At 53.5% G+C, this 17,215-nt stretch carries 12 protein-coding genes; 5 read left to right on the top strand and 7 right to left on the bottom strand.

Annotation, left to right across the window (positions count from 1 at the left end):
- Window positions 1-238: 238 nt before the first annotated feature.
- Entirely contained in the window at window positions 239-1,576 is a 1,338-nt protein-coding gene (locus tag MKY96_RS08765) for an MFS transporter (protein WP_340939833.1), read from the top strand.
- 226 nt (window positions 1,577-1,802) lie between these two features.
- Complete coding sequence (locus tag MKY96_RS08760; protein ID WP_340939831.1) at window positions 1,803-2,558, top strand: PIG-L deacetylase family protein; 756 nt, start codon at window positions 1,803-1,805, stop codon at window positions 2,556-2,558.
- A 439-nt stretch (window positions 2,559-2,997) separates the two neighbouring features.
- Here the strand turns inward: MKY96_RS08760 and MKY96_RS08755 are convergent, their stop codons facing one another.
- Entirely contained in the window at window positions 2,998-3,828 is an 831-nt protein-coding gene (locus MKY96_RS08755) for a GNAT family N-acetyltransferase (protein ID WP_340939829.1), read from the bottom strand.
- Between the two features lie 137 nt (window positions 3,829-3,965).
- Here MKY96_RS08755 and MKY96_RS08750 point away from each other — a divergent pair, with 137 nt between their 5' ends.
- On the top strand, window positions 3,966-5,003 hold the full coding sequence (locus MKY96_RS08750; RefSeq protein WP_340939827.1) for an asparaginase: 1,038 nt from the start codon (window positions 3,966-3,968) through the stop codon (window positions 5,001-5,003).
- On the opposite strand, the gene MKY96_RS08745 is transcribed toward MKY96_RS08750, so the two are convergent.
- Together MKY96_RS08745 and MKY96_RS08740 are read right to left on the bottom strand one after the other, a co-directional pair.
- Window positions 5,000-6,379 carry a sensor histidine kinase gene (locus MKY96_RS08745; RefSeq protein WP_340939826.1) on the bottom strand — a complete coding sequence of 460 codons (1,380 nt, stop codon included), beginning with the start codon at window positions 6,377-6,379 and terminating at the stop codon, window positions 5,000-5,002. The genes MKY96_RS08750 and MKY96_RS08745 overlap by 4 nt on opposite strands.
- 29 nt (window positions 6,380-6,408) lie before the next feature.
- Complete coding sequence (locus tag MKY96_RS08740) at window positions 6,409-7,116, bottom strand: response regulator transcription factor (protein WP_340939824.1); 708 nt, start codon at window positions 7,114-7,116, stop codon at window positions 6,409-6,411.
- A 157-nt stretch (window positions 7,117-7,273) separates the two neighbouring features.
- On the opposite strand from MKY96_RS08740, the gene MKY96_RS08735 reads away from it, so the two are divergent.
- Window positions 7,274-7,945: a hypothetical protein gene (locus tag MKY96_RS08735; protein WP_340939822.1), complete on the top strand. Its 672-nt coding sequence runs from the start codon at window positions 7,274-7,276 to the stop codon at window positions 7,943-7,945.
- A 96-nt stretch (window positions 7,946-8,041) separates the two neighbouring features.
- Here the strand turns inward: MKY96_RS08735 and MKY96_RS08730 are convergent, their stop codons facing one another.
- From MKY96_RS08730 to MKY96_RS08715, 4 genes are all read right to left on the bottom strand, one after another.
- Window positions 8,042-8,683, bottom strand: coding sequence for a cupin domain-containing protein (locus tag MKY96_RS08730; RefSeq protein ID WP_340939821.1), 642 nt, complete (start codon window positions 8,681-8,683; stop codon window positions 8,042-8,044).
- A 105-nt stretch (window positions 8,684-8,788) separates the two neighbouring features.
- Window positions 8,789-9,655: a methyl-accepting chemotaxis protein gene (locus tag MKY96_RS08725; protein WP_340939819.1), complete on the bottom strand. Its 867-nt coding sequence runs from the start codon at window positions 9,653-9,655 to the stop codon at window positions 8,789-8,791.
- A 64-nt stretch (window positions 9,656-9,719) separates the two neighbouring features.
- Window positions 9,720-15,143, bottom strand: a complete 5,424-nt coding sequence (locus MKY96_RS08720; RefSeq protein ID WP_340939818.1) for a diguanylate cyclase — start codon at window positions 15,141-15,143, stop codon at window positions 9,720-9,722.
- A gap of 12 nt (window positions 15,144-15,155) precedes the next feature.
- Window positions 15,156-16,322 carry a small-conductance mechanosensitive channel gene (locus MKY96_RS08715; RefSeq protein ID WP_340939817.1) on the bottom strand — a complete coding sequence of 389 codons (1,167 nt, stop codon included), beginning with the start codon at window positions 16,320-16,322 and terminating at the stop codon, window positions 15,156-15,158.
- A gap of 350 nt (window positions 16,323-16,672) precedes the next feature.
- Between MKY96_RS08715 and MKY96_RS08710 the strand changes: the two genes are divergently transcribed.
- Complete coding sequence (locus tag MKY96_RS08710) at window positions 16,673-17,098, top strand: VOC family protein (RefSeq protein WP_340939816.1); 426 nt, start codon at window positions 16,673-16,675, stop codon at window positions 17,096-17,098.
- The last annotated feature ends 117 nt before the right edge of the window (window positions 17,099-17,215 follow it).

Genomic DNA, 17,215 nt, shown 5'->3' with positions numbered 1-17,215 from the left:
CGGCGGGACATCATTAGCTATATTTCGACATTTTATATCAAAAAAATTATATTCTAATTTGTGTTTTTCATATTTTTTTCATCAAACTCAGTGCAATCCTCCTCTTCACAAATTGAAATGTTCACTATTCCGTAGCTTGATGCAGAATCCGCTTGACAGAACATAGAAATAAGTTATAAATAGACATAATTAGCAATCGATTCATTCCCATTTTATCCCCCGCGAAAAGAGGCTTGTCATGTCAGCAAAAGTACCTGTGGCCGAAAAACTGGTGTACTCAGGCGGTCTGCTGGGCCAGAATATGCTCTACAGCTTCATGTCGATGTACATCCTGTTCTTCTATACGGATCTGCTGGGAATTCCGGCAACCACCGCCAGTGTCATTCTGGTCGCAGCAAGTATTATCGATGCTTGTCTTGATCCGCTCATGGGCATGATTACCGACAAAACACGCTCCAGATGGGGGAAATTCAGGCCTTATCTGCTGTTCGCCCCTTGTCTGATCGCGCTGGCAACCGTCCTCTGCTTCTGGGACTTCGGCGGTTCCCGGACTGTGACTCTTGTAATCGCTACCGTCTCTTACCTGCTATGGGGAATGCTGTACACGGTCTGTGACACGCCGCTCTGGGCCTTGTCGTCCGTAGTCTCCACCGATCCGGGGGAACGCACCTTATTCGTCACACTGGGCAAAATCGGCGGGACGCTCGGCGCGGTCGTTATCACCATCGGCGGTATCCAGCTTCTGCTCGCCTTCGGCGGTGAACGGAATACGCAGGCTTATCTCTACTCGGCAATCATTATCGGGGTCATCGCAGCGCTGTCGATTGTCCTGACCGGGATGCTCACCAAGGAACGGGTCGTCCCTTCCGCTGAGAAGATCTCATTCCGCCAGAACCTGCAAACGGTGTACAAAAACAAGCCGCTGCTCACCCTGCTCGCCTCTCTCCTGATTATCAACCTGGTGAACGGCATCCGGCAGAGCATTCAGCTCTATTATGTGGTCTATGTCTGGGGGGACGCGGGGTATGCCACGCAGGTCGGGATCAGTCTGGTGGCCGGTATGCTGCTGGGGATGATCGCTACGCCGCCGCTGCTGCGCCGCTTCGCCAAGAAGAAAGTATTCATTGTCTCCTGCATTCTTGGGAGCGTAGCCTGCATCCTGCCTTATCTGCTGGGTGACCATAATGTATTGAACACCCTGGTGTTCTTTGGGGTCAGCTTCTTTTTCTCGGGCATGACGACGATTGTCAGTACCTCGATGCTGCTCGATACGATAGATTATTCGGAATGGAAGCTGGGCTTCCGGGGCGAGGGCATTGTGTTCTCAACGAACACTTTCATTACCAAGTTCAGCGGAGCGGTATCGCGGATGATTATCGGAGCCAGTCTCGGCCTGCTCAGCTATGTGGAGAATCAGCCGGCGACTCCGCAGCTCCAGCACGGCCTTAGCTTCGTGATGTTTCTGCTGCCTGCACTGTGCTTCCTGGCCGCTATTCTGCCGATTCTCTTCTATAATATAACGGAGAAGCAGCGGGTGCAGATCCTGAGCGATCTGAATCACAGTCGGTCATTGTAGTGGGGCTGTTGGGAGGATGCTTTTCCCTGATGGAATCGTTCCTGGTCAGGGTGCGGCTGGGTGTAACGGACTCAGTTGCGCTTATTTCTGCCAAAAGCTACGATTGGTGCAACTTACGGACTCTATTGCCTTTATTGCCGGATTTTCTGCGCCGTAACATTGATTATGGAGCGAATAAGGGTGCCTCAGTACCCTTACCACAGATTAATAAGGAGGTATTTGGATTATGGATATATCCACACTAGCGGCGTTGATGTCCCCTCCAGATCTTAGCGGGTGCCGGAAGGTATTATGTATACAGCCGCACCCGGACGATAATGAGGTGGGCATGGGCGGCACGATCGCCGCCTTCGCCGAGAGGGGCTGCGAGATTCACTATCTGACGATCACGAACGGGGATTTGGGCGCGGTGAACGAGCAGGTGTCTTCCGTCGAGATCGCTGCCATCCGCGCGCTCGAACTGAAAGCCGCCGGACAAAAGCTGGGAGCTGCCGTATTCCACCAGCTCGCCCACGGTGACGGCACGCTGGAGCATATTCCGGCGCTGGCGGGAGAGATTGCTGAGGTCATCCGTACCGTGCGGCCGGATGTGATCTTCTGCCCTGATCCGTGGCTGAGCTATGAGGCTCATTATGATCATATCGTCACAGGCAGAGCCGCCGCCCAGGCGCTTCTGTCGTCCGGTCTCCCCCTCTATCCGAGGGGGACAAGCACCCGCCCCTGGCAGCCGCAAGCGATTGGGTTCTACTTCACCTCCAAGCCGAACACGGTAATAGACATTACCGCCCACTTCGAGCAGAAGTTCGAGGCCATGGCTCTGCACCGCAGCCAATTCAGCGAGGAGATTCTGGCCATGTACCGGATCTATTTCCGCGAGCAAGGCCGTCAGCTTGCCGAAGGCAGGGGCTTCGAGCTGGGGGAAGGCCTGAAGGTGTTGTCACCGCTGCACCTGCACTGCTTTGTGGATGCCCGGCGGATATGAGGGGAATTAAGCGGGAATCTCCGGTCGAGGGAACGGGGGCGGGGATCGCTGAGGCACGCGCGCCCTTCCATTCATAAAACAAGTGGAAAAACGTATCTTAGTTTTGCGATTTTCAGCATTTGCAGGCAAACAAGTGGAAAAACAGCATCTAATTTCATTGTTTTTTCTATTTTATATAATTTGCGTTTAATTAAGTGCTGTTTTTCCAATTGTTGTCGTGACAAGCCTTTTCCGTTCATCAGCAAGTGTACAAAATCCACCTATTTTTTCTTTCCTGTATTTTGCAGCCAACGGGCTTATCGCTATGCCCCCACATACCGGCCTAAAGCATACTCGCCCAATCCGATTCAGTACTTATCCGCAACGGTTCAAACTAATACTGCCCCTTCTTTACAAAAATAGCAGCAAGCCCTCATCTACGGGGATTTGCTGCTCTTTCTTAAACGGGAAGCTCGGACAAACGGTAGTAGGGGATGTTCAATAGCGGCTTGAAGCCCAGCTTCTGCGCCAGTCTGTAAGAGCCCACATTCTCTTGGCGGCAGCCCCATACCGGCTCCAATCCCTGCTCCAGACAGTAATCGATTAACTTACAGCACACTGAGAAGGCAAAATGCTTCCCCCGGTAACCCGGTGCCGATTCGATTCCAATCTCTAGCATATCCGCTGTCCGGTAAGCCGAGAATGCGCTGGAGGCCTGCTCTCCCTCCCACAATATAGTGTATCCTTTGCCTGAAGCCAGGAAATGCTCCGCGTCACGCCAGAAATACCGGGGAATGACCGCACCCTCCTGCTCACCGAATCCTTCACCGTTCATCTGGACCATCTCAGCATCCTGCCGGAACCATTGCGCCTTCGCACGGTTATAGACCTCCGGGTCGAACGTGAAATTCACCCGGGTCTGTATGTACATTCTGCGTGAATCCGCCGCATCAAGCCGTGCATTATGCTCAGTAAGCATAGCTTCAATCAGCGGGTCCCAGCCCCCTGCCGGATCAGCCTGCAGCCATTCTGCTGAATGCCGGTGCCCCGTCTTGTTCGTAATATAGTCAGATAAGCTCCGGTTAAACTCCTCATTGCCCGAATCCCCATAGACCAGCGACATCCCGTATTCATGAGCCACATAGAAGCTACGGGGGTCATTTACAGAATCCACATACACACTGCCGGTCGTCTGCCCGCTCAGAACTCCTTCAGCGAACAGCGTGTTGATCTTGACTTCCTTTAACAGCGGCCAGGCAAGAGTGTAATCCCGGCTGTCTAGCTTCAGCATGCTTATCTCCTCCCCTCCCATTTATATTTCCCACTTATTATACCTTACTATGTCGCCCATAGAGGAATGAATGTTATAATACATTCAATGTCATGCGAATGACTTGAATCCTGGCTCAACCTGAAAGGAAACGACCTATGATGAATACCATTCCCGAAGTGAATTTCGCGGCTTCCCCTTACTATAATCCCGGCCTCAAAAATGTAGTCATCCTCGCCACCGGCGGTACGATTGCCGGCAGCGGCGAAGCCCATAAAACCTTGAATTACGAGCCTGGCGCTCTGCCCGTGCAGGATCTGCTGGATAGTGTGCCGCACCTGGAACGGCTGGCGAATTGCGCCGGGGTTCAGGTCAGCAATCTGTGCAGCGCCGATATTACAAGCCAGCACTGGCTTACCCTGGCAACGTACATTAACACGCTCGCGCTCAGGGAGGATGTGCACGGATTCGTCATTACACACGGCACCGACACCCTGGATGAGACGTCCTACTTCCTGAACCTGGTGATCAAGACTGACAAGCCGGTAATCATTACCGGATCTATGCGCCCGGCTACTGCAATCAGCGCCGATGGTCCCCTCAATCTGTATCAGTCCGTAGCACTGGCGGCGAATCCCGAGGCTTCCGGCCAAGGCGTGATGGTTGTCTTCGCTGAAGGCATCTATAGCGGGCGGGATGTGCAAAAGGTGAACACCTTCAAGGCCAACGCCTTCGATGAGCGCGATTTCGGCTGCCTGGGATATATGCGTGACAGCCACGCTTTCTTCTATACGCGCACCCTGAAGCGGCATACCACTGCAACCCAGTTCGATGTATCTGTGATTCAGGAGCTGCCGGAAGTGTCCGTAGCTTATTTCCATGTGGATGCCAATCCCGGGATTCTGGATTATCTGGCTACGGTCTCCAAGGGGATTGTCATTGCCGGAGCAGGCGGAGGGATCTACAGCAAGCCTTGGATTGACAAGGTGGGTGAGCTGAAGAACAATAACATCCCTGTAGTCCGCTGCTCGCGGATTTCCAGCGGAATTACACTTAAGGATTCCTACATTGATCTGTCTGCCAATTCTATTCCCTGCAACAGTCTGGTCCCGCAAAAAGCCAGAATCCTGCTCTCCCTCGCGCTGACGCAAACCACCGGCTATGATGAAATTGCCGCAATGTTCAACGAGTATTAAACGCTGCCCGCAGCTGACGGGAACTCAAAGGTGAAGACTGCACCGCCCTCCGGGCGGTTCCGGGCACTAAGCTCTCCGCCGCAGCGTTCCACAATAGCACGTGCGATGGCGAGTCCCAGCCCGGATTCGCCATTTTTCCCTTTGACGAACCTGTGAAACAGGCTGGGCAGCAGCTCCTGCGCAATGCCCGCACCATCGTCAGCGACCGTCAATGTAATCCGTCCTCTGCTTGAATGCACCTGTACATCAATTCGCTTCTCTGCATAACGGACCGCATTGGATAATACGTTCAGCAGAGCTTGCAGCAGCTTATCCCGGTCTGCTCTTACCATCCCCCCATGGTCCCCGGAGACTGCCGGATACAACGACAGCTTCCTTGCCGCCAGCAGCGGATTGACCCGCTCCACCGCCTCGCTCAGCAGCTCCTCCAGATCCGTATCCGCCGCCTGGTAAATATCCTCTTCACTGTCCAGCTTCGCCAGGAGGGTCATTTCGCTGACCAGATCACGTAAGCGCCCGCTTTCACTCAGAATAATATCCAGTCCTTTACGGACGCCCTCTCCTTCAAATACTCCATCCTTAATGCCCTCCGCATAACCGGCTATCGACATCAGCGGAGATTTCAGCTCGTGCGAGGCATTCTGGAAAAACTGCTTCTGCACCCGATTGAACTGGTGCAGCTCACCGGCCATCTCGTATACCGCCCTGGCGACAGAACCGATTTCACCGCCCGCCCGGATCAGATTCACCTCGGCAAACCGGCGGTTTTTCACTTTCCCCAGCTCCTGACGCAGGCTGATAAGCGGATCAATCAGCTTCCGCGTAATGAACAGGCTGAACAGGAGCATCGCTGCCGCTCCCGCAGCAAAGACAAGGATCAGCCGTTTCAGCAGCGACTGCTCAATGGCCTTGATTCTGCTGACAGGAGTCAGCAGGGTGAGCTTGCCTTGGGGAAGCGTGTTGACCTGCACCAGATAACGCGGGTCATTGCCATCCCATAAGCTCTGCAGGCTCCCATGCTCCACAGCTGAGATATCTACCGTTACCCCGGACTCCATTGGCAGGGCCGGGAGAATTCCCGAGACCACATTCCCCTGCTGGTCAGTCACGATGGCCTGTACTCCGCTGGAGAGCGTAGGATATGGAGCCGTAAGCGGCTCGCTTTTTCCCAATGAGAATGCCCCCCCTTCCGCGAATGGAGGCTGCTGCAGAGTCGCGGTCAGGGAAGCGCCAAGCGTCCTTAATCCCTCTTGCTCCGTGCCGATGAAATGATCCATCAGCACATAGTGGATCATCACTCCCGTGATGGACAGGACCAGCAGCAGAGACAGCCCAAAAGCAACGTTGATCTGATGCACCAGCTTCAGCTTTTTCATCCGCAGGTTTAGCCTTTCCGCCATCCTCTTCATTCCTGCACCTCTCTCATACGGTAGCCGTGGCCCCAGACCGATTCCAGCGGCAGGCCGTCCATTTTTTTGCGGATGCGCTTGATCAGATGGTCGACAGCACGGTCGCTGCCGAAATAATCCTCTCCCCAGACATGGCCCAGCAGCTCTTCGCGTGTAAAGGCCCGGTTCGGACTTCCCGCAAACACCATCAGCATCAGGAATTCCTTGCTGGTCAGCTCCACTTCAGCTCCTTGCCAGAAGGATCTTCTCTCCTCGGGATGCAGCAGCAGACTGCCCAGCTCTATCCCTGAATGCACAGCAGGCAGAACAGCCGCAGACCGGGAAGAGTGAAGGCGTTCCCACCGTTTCAGCTGGCGGTTAATCCGGGCTACCAGCTCACGGGGACTGAAGGGCTTGACCAGATAATCGTCGCTGCCCAGCTCCAGACCCAGGATTTTATCCACTTCATTATCTTTGGCAGAGATCATAATAATCGGCACCTCCGCCTCATCACGGATACGCCTGCACAGCTCATAACCGTCCATTCCCGGAAGCATAATGTCAAGCACCCACATGGCGGGAGGATCATTCCTCCATAAATCCCACGCCTCCTCGGCACTTCCAAGGCCAACTGTCCTGTAATTCTCCTTATGTAAATAAGCTTCCACCAGATTGCGTATATTCTCGTCATCGTCCACAACAGCAATGACCGTTTGATTGTTCATCCAGGTAACCTCCGTGATTTGTCTCTTCACCATTATAGCAAGCGGCGGAGCGGGATAGGGCACTGCCATTGTTTTTCCACATTGCTGACCCTCTCCTGCCACAGAAGCCCGCTATAGTGAGAGCTGTAAGACAAACCACCTGAAGGAGTGTTCGTACATGAATCGTCTAATCGTAAAAAGAATGGCTCTATCCACCCTGCTGCTGTCCAGTATCGCCACCCCGGTCTTCGCGGATACGGGAATCACTTCGCCCCCAGTACAGGGACCCACTGCCACTATAAGCACGGCCGCTGCATCCACAAATGGCAGTGAGCTGCTCCCCTTGCTTGAACCGCAGGTTCTGGCACTGGTGAACAGCTATGCACCGGAAACATCCCAGGACTGGCGGGATACGCTCAGCCGCTACCACGATTTGACAAGTACGAAGGCGCTTAACGTGGTTCTCACCACGCCGATGTCCGCTGCTCCATGGACAGAACAAGCTGGCTTTGTGGATGTGCAATTAGCCATGCCTGGAACATTGACGGACGCAGAAACGACTCCCCTTACAGCTGTGACGGCATCCGGAATAACAGGGGTCCAAGCTAAGGCAGTCCCTTTTGAATTAGGAGCCGTAAACCTCACATTAGCGGGGCTTAACCATCTGGAATCCGGCAAGCTTGCCAATGTGGTAACCTTACATGCATCGTATATCGACGGCTTATTCAAAGAGCAGGCTGCACTGGCAGAGGCTGCACAATCCGCAGATGCAGCAGCCATTAAGCAGGCACTGTCCGGACTGCTGAGACAGTATAAAGACCTTAACCACAAGCTGGAAGAAGCGAAATAAACCGCGCATACCCTGTATCCATTAGAAAAGCAGGCCAAGGAATTCCTCCCTGGCCTGCTTTTTCTTTTTAGATCATTAATATAATGTAGCCGACGCCTACCGGCGGGGATACATCGGATAAGGATAGAAAGCTGCGGCGGGCTGCTGGGCTGCGTAGGCGGGCATGCTTTTGGCGGGCGGGCCTATGTTCATTCCCCCGGCAGACCCTGCCACGGTGCAGCCCGGAGGCGGTCCAAGAATAATCGATTCCTTCAGCGGAGCCACGGCCTTGGCATACTCCTCTTCATTGATGCAATAGGCGCGCTGGATGACCTCTGCGGGAACAGCCCGCAGGAAGTCTGAACCATACACAATATCCGGTGTCGGCGCATCGAAGATCGCCAGGAAATGGGCCTGTTCACTCTCGGCCAGAATCCAGTGGAACCAGCCCTGCGGGAAGACAGCAATTTGTCCGGCCTTCAGATGATAGGTCATCAGCTTTTGGGTGAACGGATCGAACACGGAAGCAATCAGCTCTCCGCTAATCACGAAGATCATCTCTGTCACGTTCGTGTGCCAGTGCGGCTGGACAATGAAGCCCTTGCTCATATGGGCATTGAAGAACCCGTTACGTATCGCCGGCAGCTGCTCGGCAAAAAGCTGGGTAATATAATTGTTCGCATCCCGCTTATAATTAAGCACCTGGTTAGAATCGGCGGCAAGCTTCAGGTCCGGTGCCTGCAATACTGGATCTAGCATGATTTGTTCCTCCTCAGACTGGATTGTAGCCTTAAGTAACACTGGGCATTCGTCCAGATACTATATGCGGAGGAGGAACCCTTTGACACTAGAGTCAGGTGCGGATTAGATCAGGCGAGCGATACTCTCAATCTCCACGGCGGAGGCTGCAAGCTGCTGCATCGAGGCGGTGATCTCCTCTGTGGCTGCGGCCTGGCGTTCGCTTTGCGCCAGACAATCCGTAAGCACGGCATCCATCTGGTTAATCTTCTGCTTGATCATCTGCAGAATGCCGGCAATATCCTTCGCCGATGAAGCACTGGATACCGACATTTTGCGGATCTCCTGGGCCACGATGCCGAAGCCCCGTCCATGCTCAGCGGCATGAGCCGCTTCAATCGCTGCATTCAGCCCGAGCAGATTGGAGTTGTCTGCCACCTTGCGGATGAAATCGAGAATCTCGTCCGTCTGCTGCAGATCCTCAACCACCTTCTGGCCCAGCTCTTTCAGATCCCCTACAGTATTCGCCAGATCCGAGGCCGTTCCCGCAATCTCTACCGAGGTCGAGCTGATCTCGTCGGAGGTTACCGCCAGGGCATTCGCTGCATCGCTGAGCGTTACCTGATTACTGAGGCTGATTCCGATCGTGAACACACCTGTCACCACCCCGTTCCGGTCCCGGATCGGCATGGATGACGATTTAAAAGGAATCCCGTAGATCTCTCTTGGAATCGTAGCGCTGACTTCCTCCCCGCTCTCCAGAGCAGCCCGGATTCCTCCGCTGGGCGGTACTGGAGAACCCAATTCAATCTTGGCTTTCAATTCCTTCCCTTGCAGATAATAAATGAACTTGTCCCGATCTGCCAAAGCAAACATGACATCCAGCGGGAAAAGCCGCTGCACCAGGGGCAAAGATACTTCAAGCGCCTTCCGCAGCTGGTCCATTTCTGATTCTTGTCCGGATTCGTGTTCGGATTCGTGTTCGGTATTCATTGCTTCAACAGCTCCCTAATCCTATTTATTTATTTATTTATGTACATCTTTTATCGCTTAAATCTTATCGCTCGAACAATGTAACACAGTTGCGCCCTTCCGCCTTGGACTGATACAGTGCATCGTCACCCAGCTTGTAGATATCCTCCTCGCGCAGACCGTCCACCAGCACGGCGGCTACGCCGATAGAGACGGTAATTCTTCCGTATTCCGGACTTAGGTCATGTTGTATCCCCAGCTCCGCAATGCTTCGTCTGATCAATTCGGCGAACACACGGGACTCTGGAGGGGTAAGTCCGGCGGCCACAATGCCGAATTCTTCACCACCCAACCGGAACGCGGTTCCATCCGCCTGTTCAGCCAGCTCCTTCAGTACCCCGCCGATTCTGCGCAGTACCGTATCGCCTTCATAATGTCCGTAGGTATCATTGAATTTTTTGAAATAATCAATATCTAGCATCAGGTAGGTTAAATACCGTTTGCCTGCAGCAGCCTTGTCCACCTCATCCAGGAACAGCTTATTGAAGTATCTGCGGTTGTACAGCCCGGTTAATTCATCGGTGATCGAGATCTTTTCAATCAGTCCGATATATTTGCTCAGCTCCCCGTTGTTGAACTCCAGCTCCTTCGTCCGCTCGGCTACCAGTTCCTCCAGATGCTCCTTGTGGCGCCGCAGCTCCTCCTCCGCCTTCTTCCGCTCGGTAATATCCTTGATCGTTCCCTGAATCGCCGGCTTATCCTGATACATAATCCGGACAACCTTGTGAATGACGATAACTTCATGGGACTTATCCTTATGCAAAAGCCTAGTCTCATACTCTTCCGGTGCCTGCTTGCCCTCGACTCGTCTGGCATAATAATGCATCACCTTCTCCCGCTCCGGCGGCGTTATGAAATTCCCGAAGGGCTGCTCCAGCATCTCGCCCGGCTGATAGCCGAGCATCTGCTCCAGAGCCTCATTCACATAGACACAGCGCATATCCTGGACCACGAACACCCCGTCCTGCAGGTTGTTGACCAGTTGGCGGTACTTCTCCTCAGAGCGCTCAAGCTCGTTATACAGACTGGCATTCTCAAGCGAGAAAACCATCTCTCTGGACAGCAGATTGATAATCTTCATCCGTTCCTCGGTGAATACGCCGGTCACCAGATTATTCTCCAGATAGATGATCGCAATCGTCTTATTCTGGTTAATCAGCGGCATACAGACCATCGATTTCGGCTGCTGCCTCACAATATAAGGATCATTCACGAATGGAGTCTCGGAATAGGCATCATTGTAGATCAGACTCTCCCGGCTCTCCTCCACCTGCCTGATGATCGCAGCAGGCAGATTGTCCAGCTGATGCGACTCATGAATCGCCACAGAGATCCGGTCTGTGTCCGCTTTATATTCTCCTTCGACCAACAGATTGGCCTTGGAGGTCATCAGGATACAGCCCCGCTGCGCCCCGGCATTCTTGATCACAATCTCCATCAGCGCTTCCAGCAGGTGGTTCAGCTCAATTTCTTTGGAGATGGCCTGTGAAGCCAGAATGATGGAATTCAGATCAATGCTCTCAGTATAATCGGTCACCGTCCGGCCGTGCATGAACTCCTTGGTGCTGATTTTCTGGTCCAGAGCAGGGTATCGCTCCTTGATGAACACGATCTTCTCCTTGGCGCCCCAGACCGAATAATAGTATTCGGATTGTCTGAGCAGATAGGCAGCGAACTCGTTGAAGCCCTTGTCCATATAGTACCGGGCCGCCAGCTCGTTGCAGAGTGCCTTATAGCGGACGAAGCTTCCCTGCTCGCTGGCCTCAATTGCCAGATCATAATAATAGCCTGCGCGCGTGCTGTTCCCGGAGATCCGGGCCCATTCGGCCCTCATCAGATATTCATGCTGGCGGAAGGTTCCCGGTGCATTGCTGGCCCATTTGCGTACCCGGCCGAGCTCCTTGCGCATTTTGGACCTGGCCTTCCGCTTGCCGTTCACACCCAAACCCTTGTAAGCATAAGCGAGGTTCAGGAAGGTGTAGAGCGCAAATTCTTCCATAAAAGCCGAACCGGCCAGCGTCCCGATAATCGGATAGGCCCGCTCGATATAGTCCAGCGCTTCATCATGCTTCTCGTAGAGAAACAGCAGCTTCATTTTGTAAATATAATAGATCGCAATTCCCGAGTAATACCTCGCTTCCTGCAATTCGTGCAGATAGACCTCTTCACTGAAGGCTTCATTGTTGAAAGAGGTGCGGTCCGGCAGCTCTCCGGCAAGACTGAGATAATACTGGCGGGCCAGCTGTGCTGTGGCAAGCGACTCCCTGTACTTCGTGTTCTCAATCATAGAGATCGTACGCTCGCTCTCCTGAAGCAAAGCCGGGATGTCCATCGACGGATTCCAGAGATTCACATAGAAGGCGGAATGGGCCAGATAGAGCAGATCGCCTGTCCGCAGACTGGCTTCAATAGAGGTGCCGAACCAGTCCTGCAGCGTATCCCAAGGCTCGGTCCAGGCATGGCTGAACAGCGTATACAGGACATGCGCCGCACCTTTCCATTGCAGATCATTGAATTTATCATTAATTCTGATCCCGAGACGTCCATAAGCGAAGGCCCCCCGGGTATCGCCGAAGCCGGACAAGAGCATGGCATAGCCGATAAAAGCGAGCGCCGACTCCGGGGAGTTGCCGTATTTCAGCGTCAAGCCCACCTTCTTCAGCACCACCAGACCAAACAGTGAGGTCTCCCCGGAGATAAATGCAGGCGGTATAAAGTTAATCAGCAGCCGCATCACCAGCTTCATCTCCGGGTCCTGCATCTCCGGCAGTGCAAAAATCGTCTCCGGCGTTCTCCCCCGCAGTGCAGCCTTAATGACTAGCAGCTCCTTAAGGACGGCGGGCATTCCAACCTTAGCCGGAATCTTAATTCCGAGCGCCTTCAGCCCCCGTCTCCCCGAAGCAATCGACTCGGGCATCATGCCGAGGTACATATAATGATTGGTCTGCATCTCATAGATTTCAGCAATAGCCATCCGCTCCGTAGTTTGCTCCAGCAGCAGACGGCAAGCCTGGTCCCCCTGACCGATATGATGAGTGAGATAGCTGCATTCCGCATACAGCCTGTAGATCTCCGCCGCCTGCCCCGGGTCTGTACTCCAGATCTGCTCCGGGAGCAATTCCATTGCCGCTTCAAGCAGTAAGAAGGCCGAATCATACCCGTATCCTGCTTTGGCCTTATAGGCTGCCCTCAGATTCAGAGCGACGATCTCACGCGCCTCCGAGCTATCGGTGATTAACTCCAGCCCTTTATTAATATGGGTGGCGATATCGACCAGCTTGTCCTCGATTTCCTCCTCTTCAAGATTCCGCAGCAGCAGCCGGCCGATACTAAGATGAAGTCTCTTCCCCCGTTCAGGATCGAGCAGCTGATAGAAGGCCTGCTGAATCCGGTCATGGGCGAATTTCAGCCGGATGCCTACCTGCGCAGCCTCGCGGCCGGATTCAGCAAGTGTAGCCGAGAATATGGCGTACTTGTGGTCAGCAGGGACGATATATTCTTCCTGGACCGCCCGGGTAACCGCAGCCGCAATCACCTCCGGCGCTTCTTCTCCGATCAGCGTCAGCATCCCGTAATCGAACACACTGCCGGCCGCCGAGCTGAGCATCAGAATATGGCGGACCTCCTCCGGCAGATGCTGCAGCTGTCCAACCAGGAAATCCACCACACTGTCGTGGACCGGCAGCGCCTCCAGCTCCTCCAGGCTCCAGCTCCATTCCCCGTTCCGCTTATCGAAATAGATAATCCCGCGCCGGTGAAGATCCTTCAGCATTTCCGTCAGGAAAAAGGAATTCCCCTTGGACCGCTTATATAACCGTCCGGTAATTCCTTCAACGCGTTCCATGCTGCTGTATAGCGTGTCCGCCACAAGGCTTTGTACATCTGTTTCTTGCAGCGGCTGAAGATGAATACGTCCAACCTCACGGTTTTTGCCGATCTTGGCCATCGCGGCGAACAAGGGATGACCTTCATGGATCTCATTCTGCCGGAAGGAGCAGATTACAAACATCCGCTGCAAATGGTTATCCAGCACCAGCTTCTCCACCAGCTGCAGGCTGGAATAATCCGCCCACTGGACATCATCCAGGAAGAGAACCAGCGGCCGGTCCGGATACGTTATGGCCTGCACGAACTTGGCAAAGGTCAGGAAGAACCGGTTCGTCTCCTCAGCCGGACTCAGCGGTTCCGGCTCTGGCTGAATCCCGATCCAGGTAGCCAGCTCAGGGATCAATCCCGTAATCACACCGCCGTTGCCGCCAAGCAATCGGGTAAGCGAACGGCTGATCTCACGCTTATACTCCTCATCCGGGCCCTCCAGCAGCTGGCTGACCAGCCTGCGGAAGGCCTGAATAAGCGCACTGTACGGAATATTCTTATTGTACTGGTCGAACTTCCCTTCAGCGAACAGCCCCTTCTCCCGGCTGATCGTCCGGTGCAGCTCATGGACCAGTGCTGTTTTGCCAGCACCTGCATCACCGGAGACCAGCATAACCTGTGAACTCCCGTTAACGCTGCTGCGGAAGGCCGCCTCCAGGGTGGACAGCTCCTGCTGTCTGCCCACTATTTTTTGCGGAATGCGGAAGGTGTTCAGGAGGTCCTCCGTTCCAATCACGAAATCCGTCTCCCCGGCCAGGCATCTCTTCAGATCGGCCTTAATGCCGTGAGCGCTGCGGTACCGGTCCTCCGACGACTTCTCCATCAGCTTCATAATGACCGCCGACAAGCCCCTGCTAACCCTGCCTCCGGTTGCATTGTAAGGAGAGACGGCTTCCTTCGCAATAATGGAATAGATCTGCTCCAGCATCTCGGACGATGGATACGGCATAAGGCCGGTCATCATCTCGTACAGGACGACACCCAGTGAATAGTAGTCACTCCGGTAATCAATATTCCGGTTCATCCGGCCGGTCTGTTCCGGTGAGATGTACAGCAGACTGCCCTCCAGCACGCCGCTGTTCTGGAAATCCCGTCTCTCCTTGGACAGCTTCACTGCAAGGTCGAAATCAATCACCTGAACAATATCCCGCTCCCGGTTCCAGATGATATTCGACGGCTTGATATCCTTATGGATCACGTTCTGCTCATGTATGGAGCCGAGAATATCCACAACCTTGACCGCCAGTCTCAGTAAATCCTCTTCCCCCGGCTGCTCTTCCGCCAGAATCCGCTTCAGCGAACGTCCGGCAATATCCTCAAGAACCATGACATAGAGGCCGTTCTGCTCCTCGAGCCTCAGGGGACGGATAACCCCTTCTGTGGTGGTGCTAAGCTCAGTAAGCAGCTTATATTCCTGCTTGAAGCGCATCACCGCTTCGGTTCCGGCAAACTCGGATTTCAACACCTTGAGAATGACCGTTTCCGCAGAGGAAGCCTCCGCGCACCGGTATACGGCTTTTATAGGATTATCTGAAATGGTCTCCAGGACCTGATAATGGTCATTAGCAATCATTGTACTCCACCTTTAGCCTTGTTCTCCCGTAACTTCAATATCGGCATCGAATTTAAATACATAGGCAGCGATCAGCCAGATAATCCAGCAATTCAGCCCAAAGAACAGATAACCGAAATAGCCCAGAACCGGCATCTCGGAGAAAATATGAAATTTGTCCAGATAAGGCACCGAGTATTTCCAGTAATTCGGATTGGTAGGGGCATCGTCATGGAACCACTCACTGCCAAAGTTCCAGAACTCCCAGAAGAAGCCGTTGAACAGCGTAGCCAGCCCCACCAGAATCACCTTGGACCAGTCTCCGTTCTTCACCGGGGTGAAGGGGGTCCAGTAACCGGCAAGCGCCATCGCTGCGGACAGCATCGGAACCAGCGCAACCCACAGCACCCAGAACAGCAGGTACGGATAATAGCCCATGCCGAAGGCCAGGATCAGCCCCAGAATATAATAGATGATCAGCCACAAGCGTGATATCCTCAGCTTAGGCCCATGGCTATAACGGTTGCGGAACAGACGGAAGGTCTTGAGGAGTAAGTACCATTCGAAGATGGCCGGAAGGACAGTGGTATAAGATAAGGAGAACCAGAACACATTGCCGAAGTTAGAGAACACTTCATTATTAGGGTAATACCAATTCTCCAGGACGAAGAAATTCAGGTATTCAAAAGCAAACCAGCTGAAGCAGGACACCACCGCCAGCAGTTGCATCACCCGGGGCTTGCGCGAGATGATCGAGGCTCCATGATTTCTCCGGTAGACCAGCCCGTCCAGAATCAGAATAAAGGACCACCAGAGGGGAACAAATGTGTAATGCTCCAGTGAGATAAACAGCTTCACCCGGGCCCACATCAGGAACCAGCTAAGCGCAAACACCGGCAGGCTCCACCAGAACCAGACAGGGAAAGGGGTGACCGCCCCCGCCTTCCGGGGTGCCTCCTCCGTCTTCTTGAAGCCGAACCATCCGGGGAATACCAGGACCAGTGTGATGATCAGGGCCACGACGCAGGCGAGCGAGAAATAGAGCAGGCTGAACCCGGGATCAGCTTCGACCTTCTGAGCAGGGAAATCCCCGTAACCGGGCGGCATCCCCTTCCATTTCGCCAGACTGCCGAGTAAAGGAAGCAGAAAGATAAGTCCGAAGGTAACGATCAAGAATGCTGTCTTTTTCCATGTTTTCATTGTGCAAAACCCCGCTTATGTATGTAGTTGAAAAGTCGAAATTTGTTGATAATCGCTAATATTCGATAACACTCCAGTTTATTCCTGCTGGCCGCTCACAAAAAAATGCCCCACCGTCCACTTCCATGACGTATGGAGCATCTGTGCGGGGCTGTGCGCCGAATAATTGGCGGCAATATGTATATCAAACGCCTCCCGGATCAAGGGAGTGATCCGCACAAGATGTGGACCGGCACAGCACCCCCCCCCCCCCCCCCCCCCCCCGAATATTTGTAAATGCACAGGCACATGATACAATGTGACCGTAACGTGGTGCTTGTCCCATAATTAACTCTTGAGGAGTGAAGGCTGTGGCAATTGATGTGTACTTGAATTTCAATGGCAATACCCGGGAAGCGGTAGAGTATTATGCAGAAGTATTCGGTACAGAAGCTCCGCATATTATGACATTCGGCGAAGCTCCGCCTGATCCGTCCCATCCTCTGCCCGAGGAGGCCAAGTCTCTTGTGATGCATGCCAGACTGCAGATTGCCGGCAGCACGGTGATGTTCTCTGATGTGTTCCCCGGCATGCCGTTCACGGAAGGCAATAATATCAGCCTGTCGCTGCTTCATACGGATGAAGCGAAGATTACGGAATGGTTCAATAAGCTCAAAGAAGGCGGTACTGTGAGCATGGAGCTGCAGCAGACCTTCTGGAGTAAGGCCTACGGGAACCTGAAGGACAAATTCGGTATCCACTGGCAGCTCAGCCATGACAACGGCCAGAACGGCTGATTTCCTACCCTTTTCTAATACACAAAAGTGACTCAGGATATGACGGTTCTTCCCCTGAAAGGACCGCATATCCTTTTTTGTATGGCTTCCTAACCGCAGCCTAACCGTAACATTTCA

Origin of the sequence: Paenibacillus sp. FSL R7-0302 (assembly GCF_038006885.1) — a bacterium.
Classification (GTDB): Bacteria; Bacillota; Bacilli; order Paenibacillales; family Paenibacillaceae; genus Paenibacillus_AQ.
Note: the sequence above shows the minus strand (reverse complement) of the source record. Positions and strands in the feature narration are given on the sequence as shown.

Coding starts and splice junctions, on each gene's coding strand:
- MKY96_RS08720 (WP_340939818.1), bottom strand. CDS start 15,143: ATGATTGCTAATGACCATTATCAGGTCCTGGAGACCATTTCAGATAAT.
- MKY96_RS08735 (WP_340939822.1), top strand. CDS start 7,274: ATGAATCGTCTAATCGTAAAAAGAATGGCTCTATCCACCCTGCTGCTG.
- MKY96_RS08745 (WP_340939826.1), bottom strand. CDS start 6,379: ATGAAAAAGCTGAAGCTGGTGCATCAGATCAACGTTGCTTTTGGGCTG.
- MKY96_RS08760 (WP_340939831.1), top strand. CDS start 1,803: ATGGATATATCCACACTAGCGGCGTTGATGTCCCCTCCAGATCTTAGC.
- MKY96_RS08730 (WP_340939821.1), bottom strand. CDS start 8,683: ATGCTAGATCCAGTATTGCAGGCACCGGACCTGAAGCTTGCCGCCGAT.
- MKY96_RS08750 (WP_340939827.1), top strand. CDS start 3,966: ATGATGAATACCATTCCCGAAGTGAATTTCGCGGCTTCCCCTTACTAT.
- MKY96_RS08765 (WP_340939833.1), top strand. CDS start 239: ATGTCAGCAAAAGTACCTGTGGCCGAAAAACTGGTGTACTCAGGCGGT.
- MKY96_RS08715 (WP_340939817.1), bottom strand. CDS start 16,322: ATGAAAACATGGAAAAAGACAGCATTCTTGATCGTTACCTTCGGACTT.
- MKY96_RS08755 (WP_340939829.1), bottom strand. CDS start 3,828: ATGCTGAAGCTAGACAGCCGGGATTACACTCTTGCCTGGCCGCTGTTA.
- MKY96_RS08740 (WP_340939824.1), bottom strand. CDS start 7,116: ATGAACAATCAAACGGTCATTGCTGTTGTGGACGATGACGAGAATATA.
- MKY96_RS08725 (WP_340939819.1), bottom strand. CDS start 9,655: ATGAATACCGAACACGAATCCGAACACGAATCCGGACAAGAATCAGAA.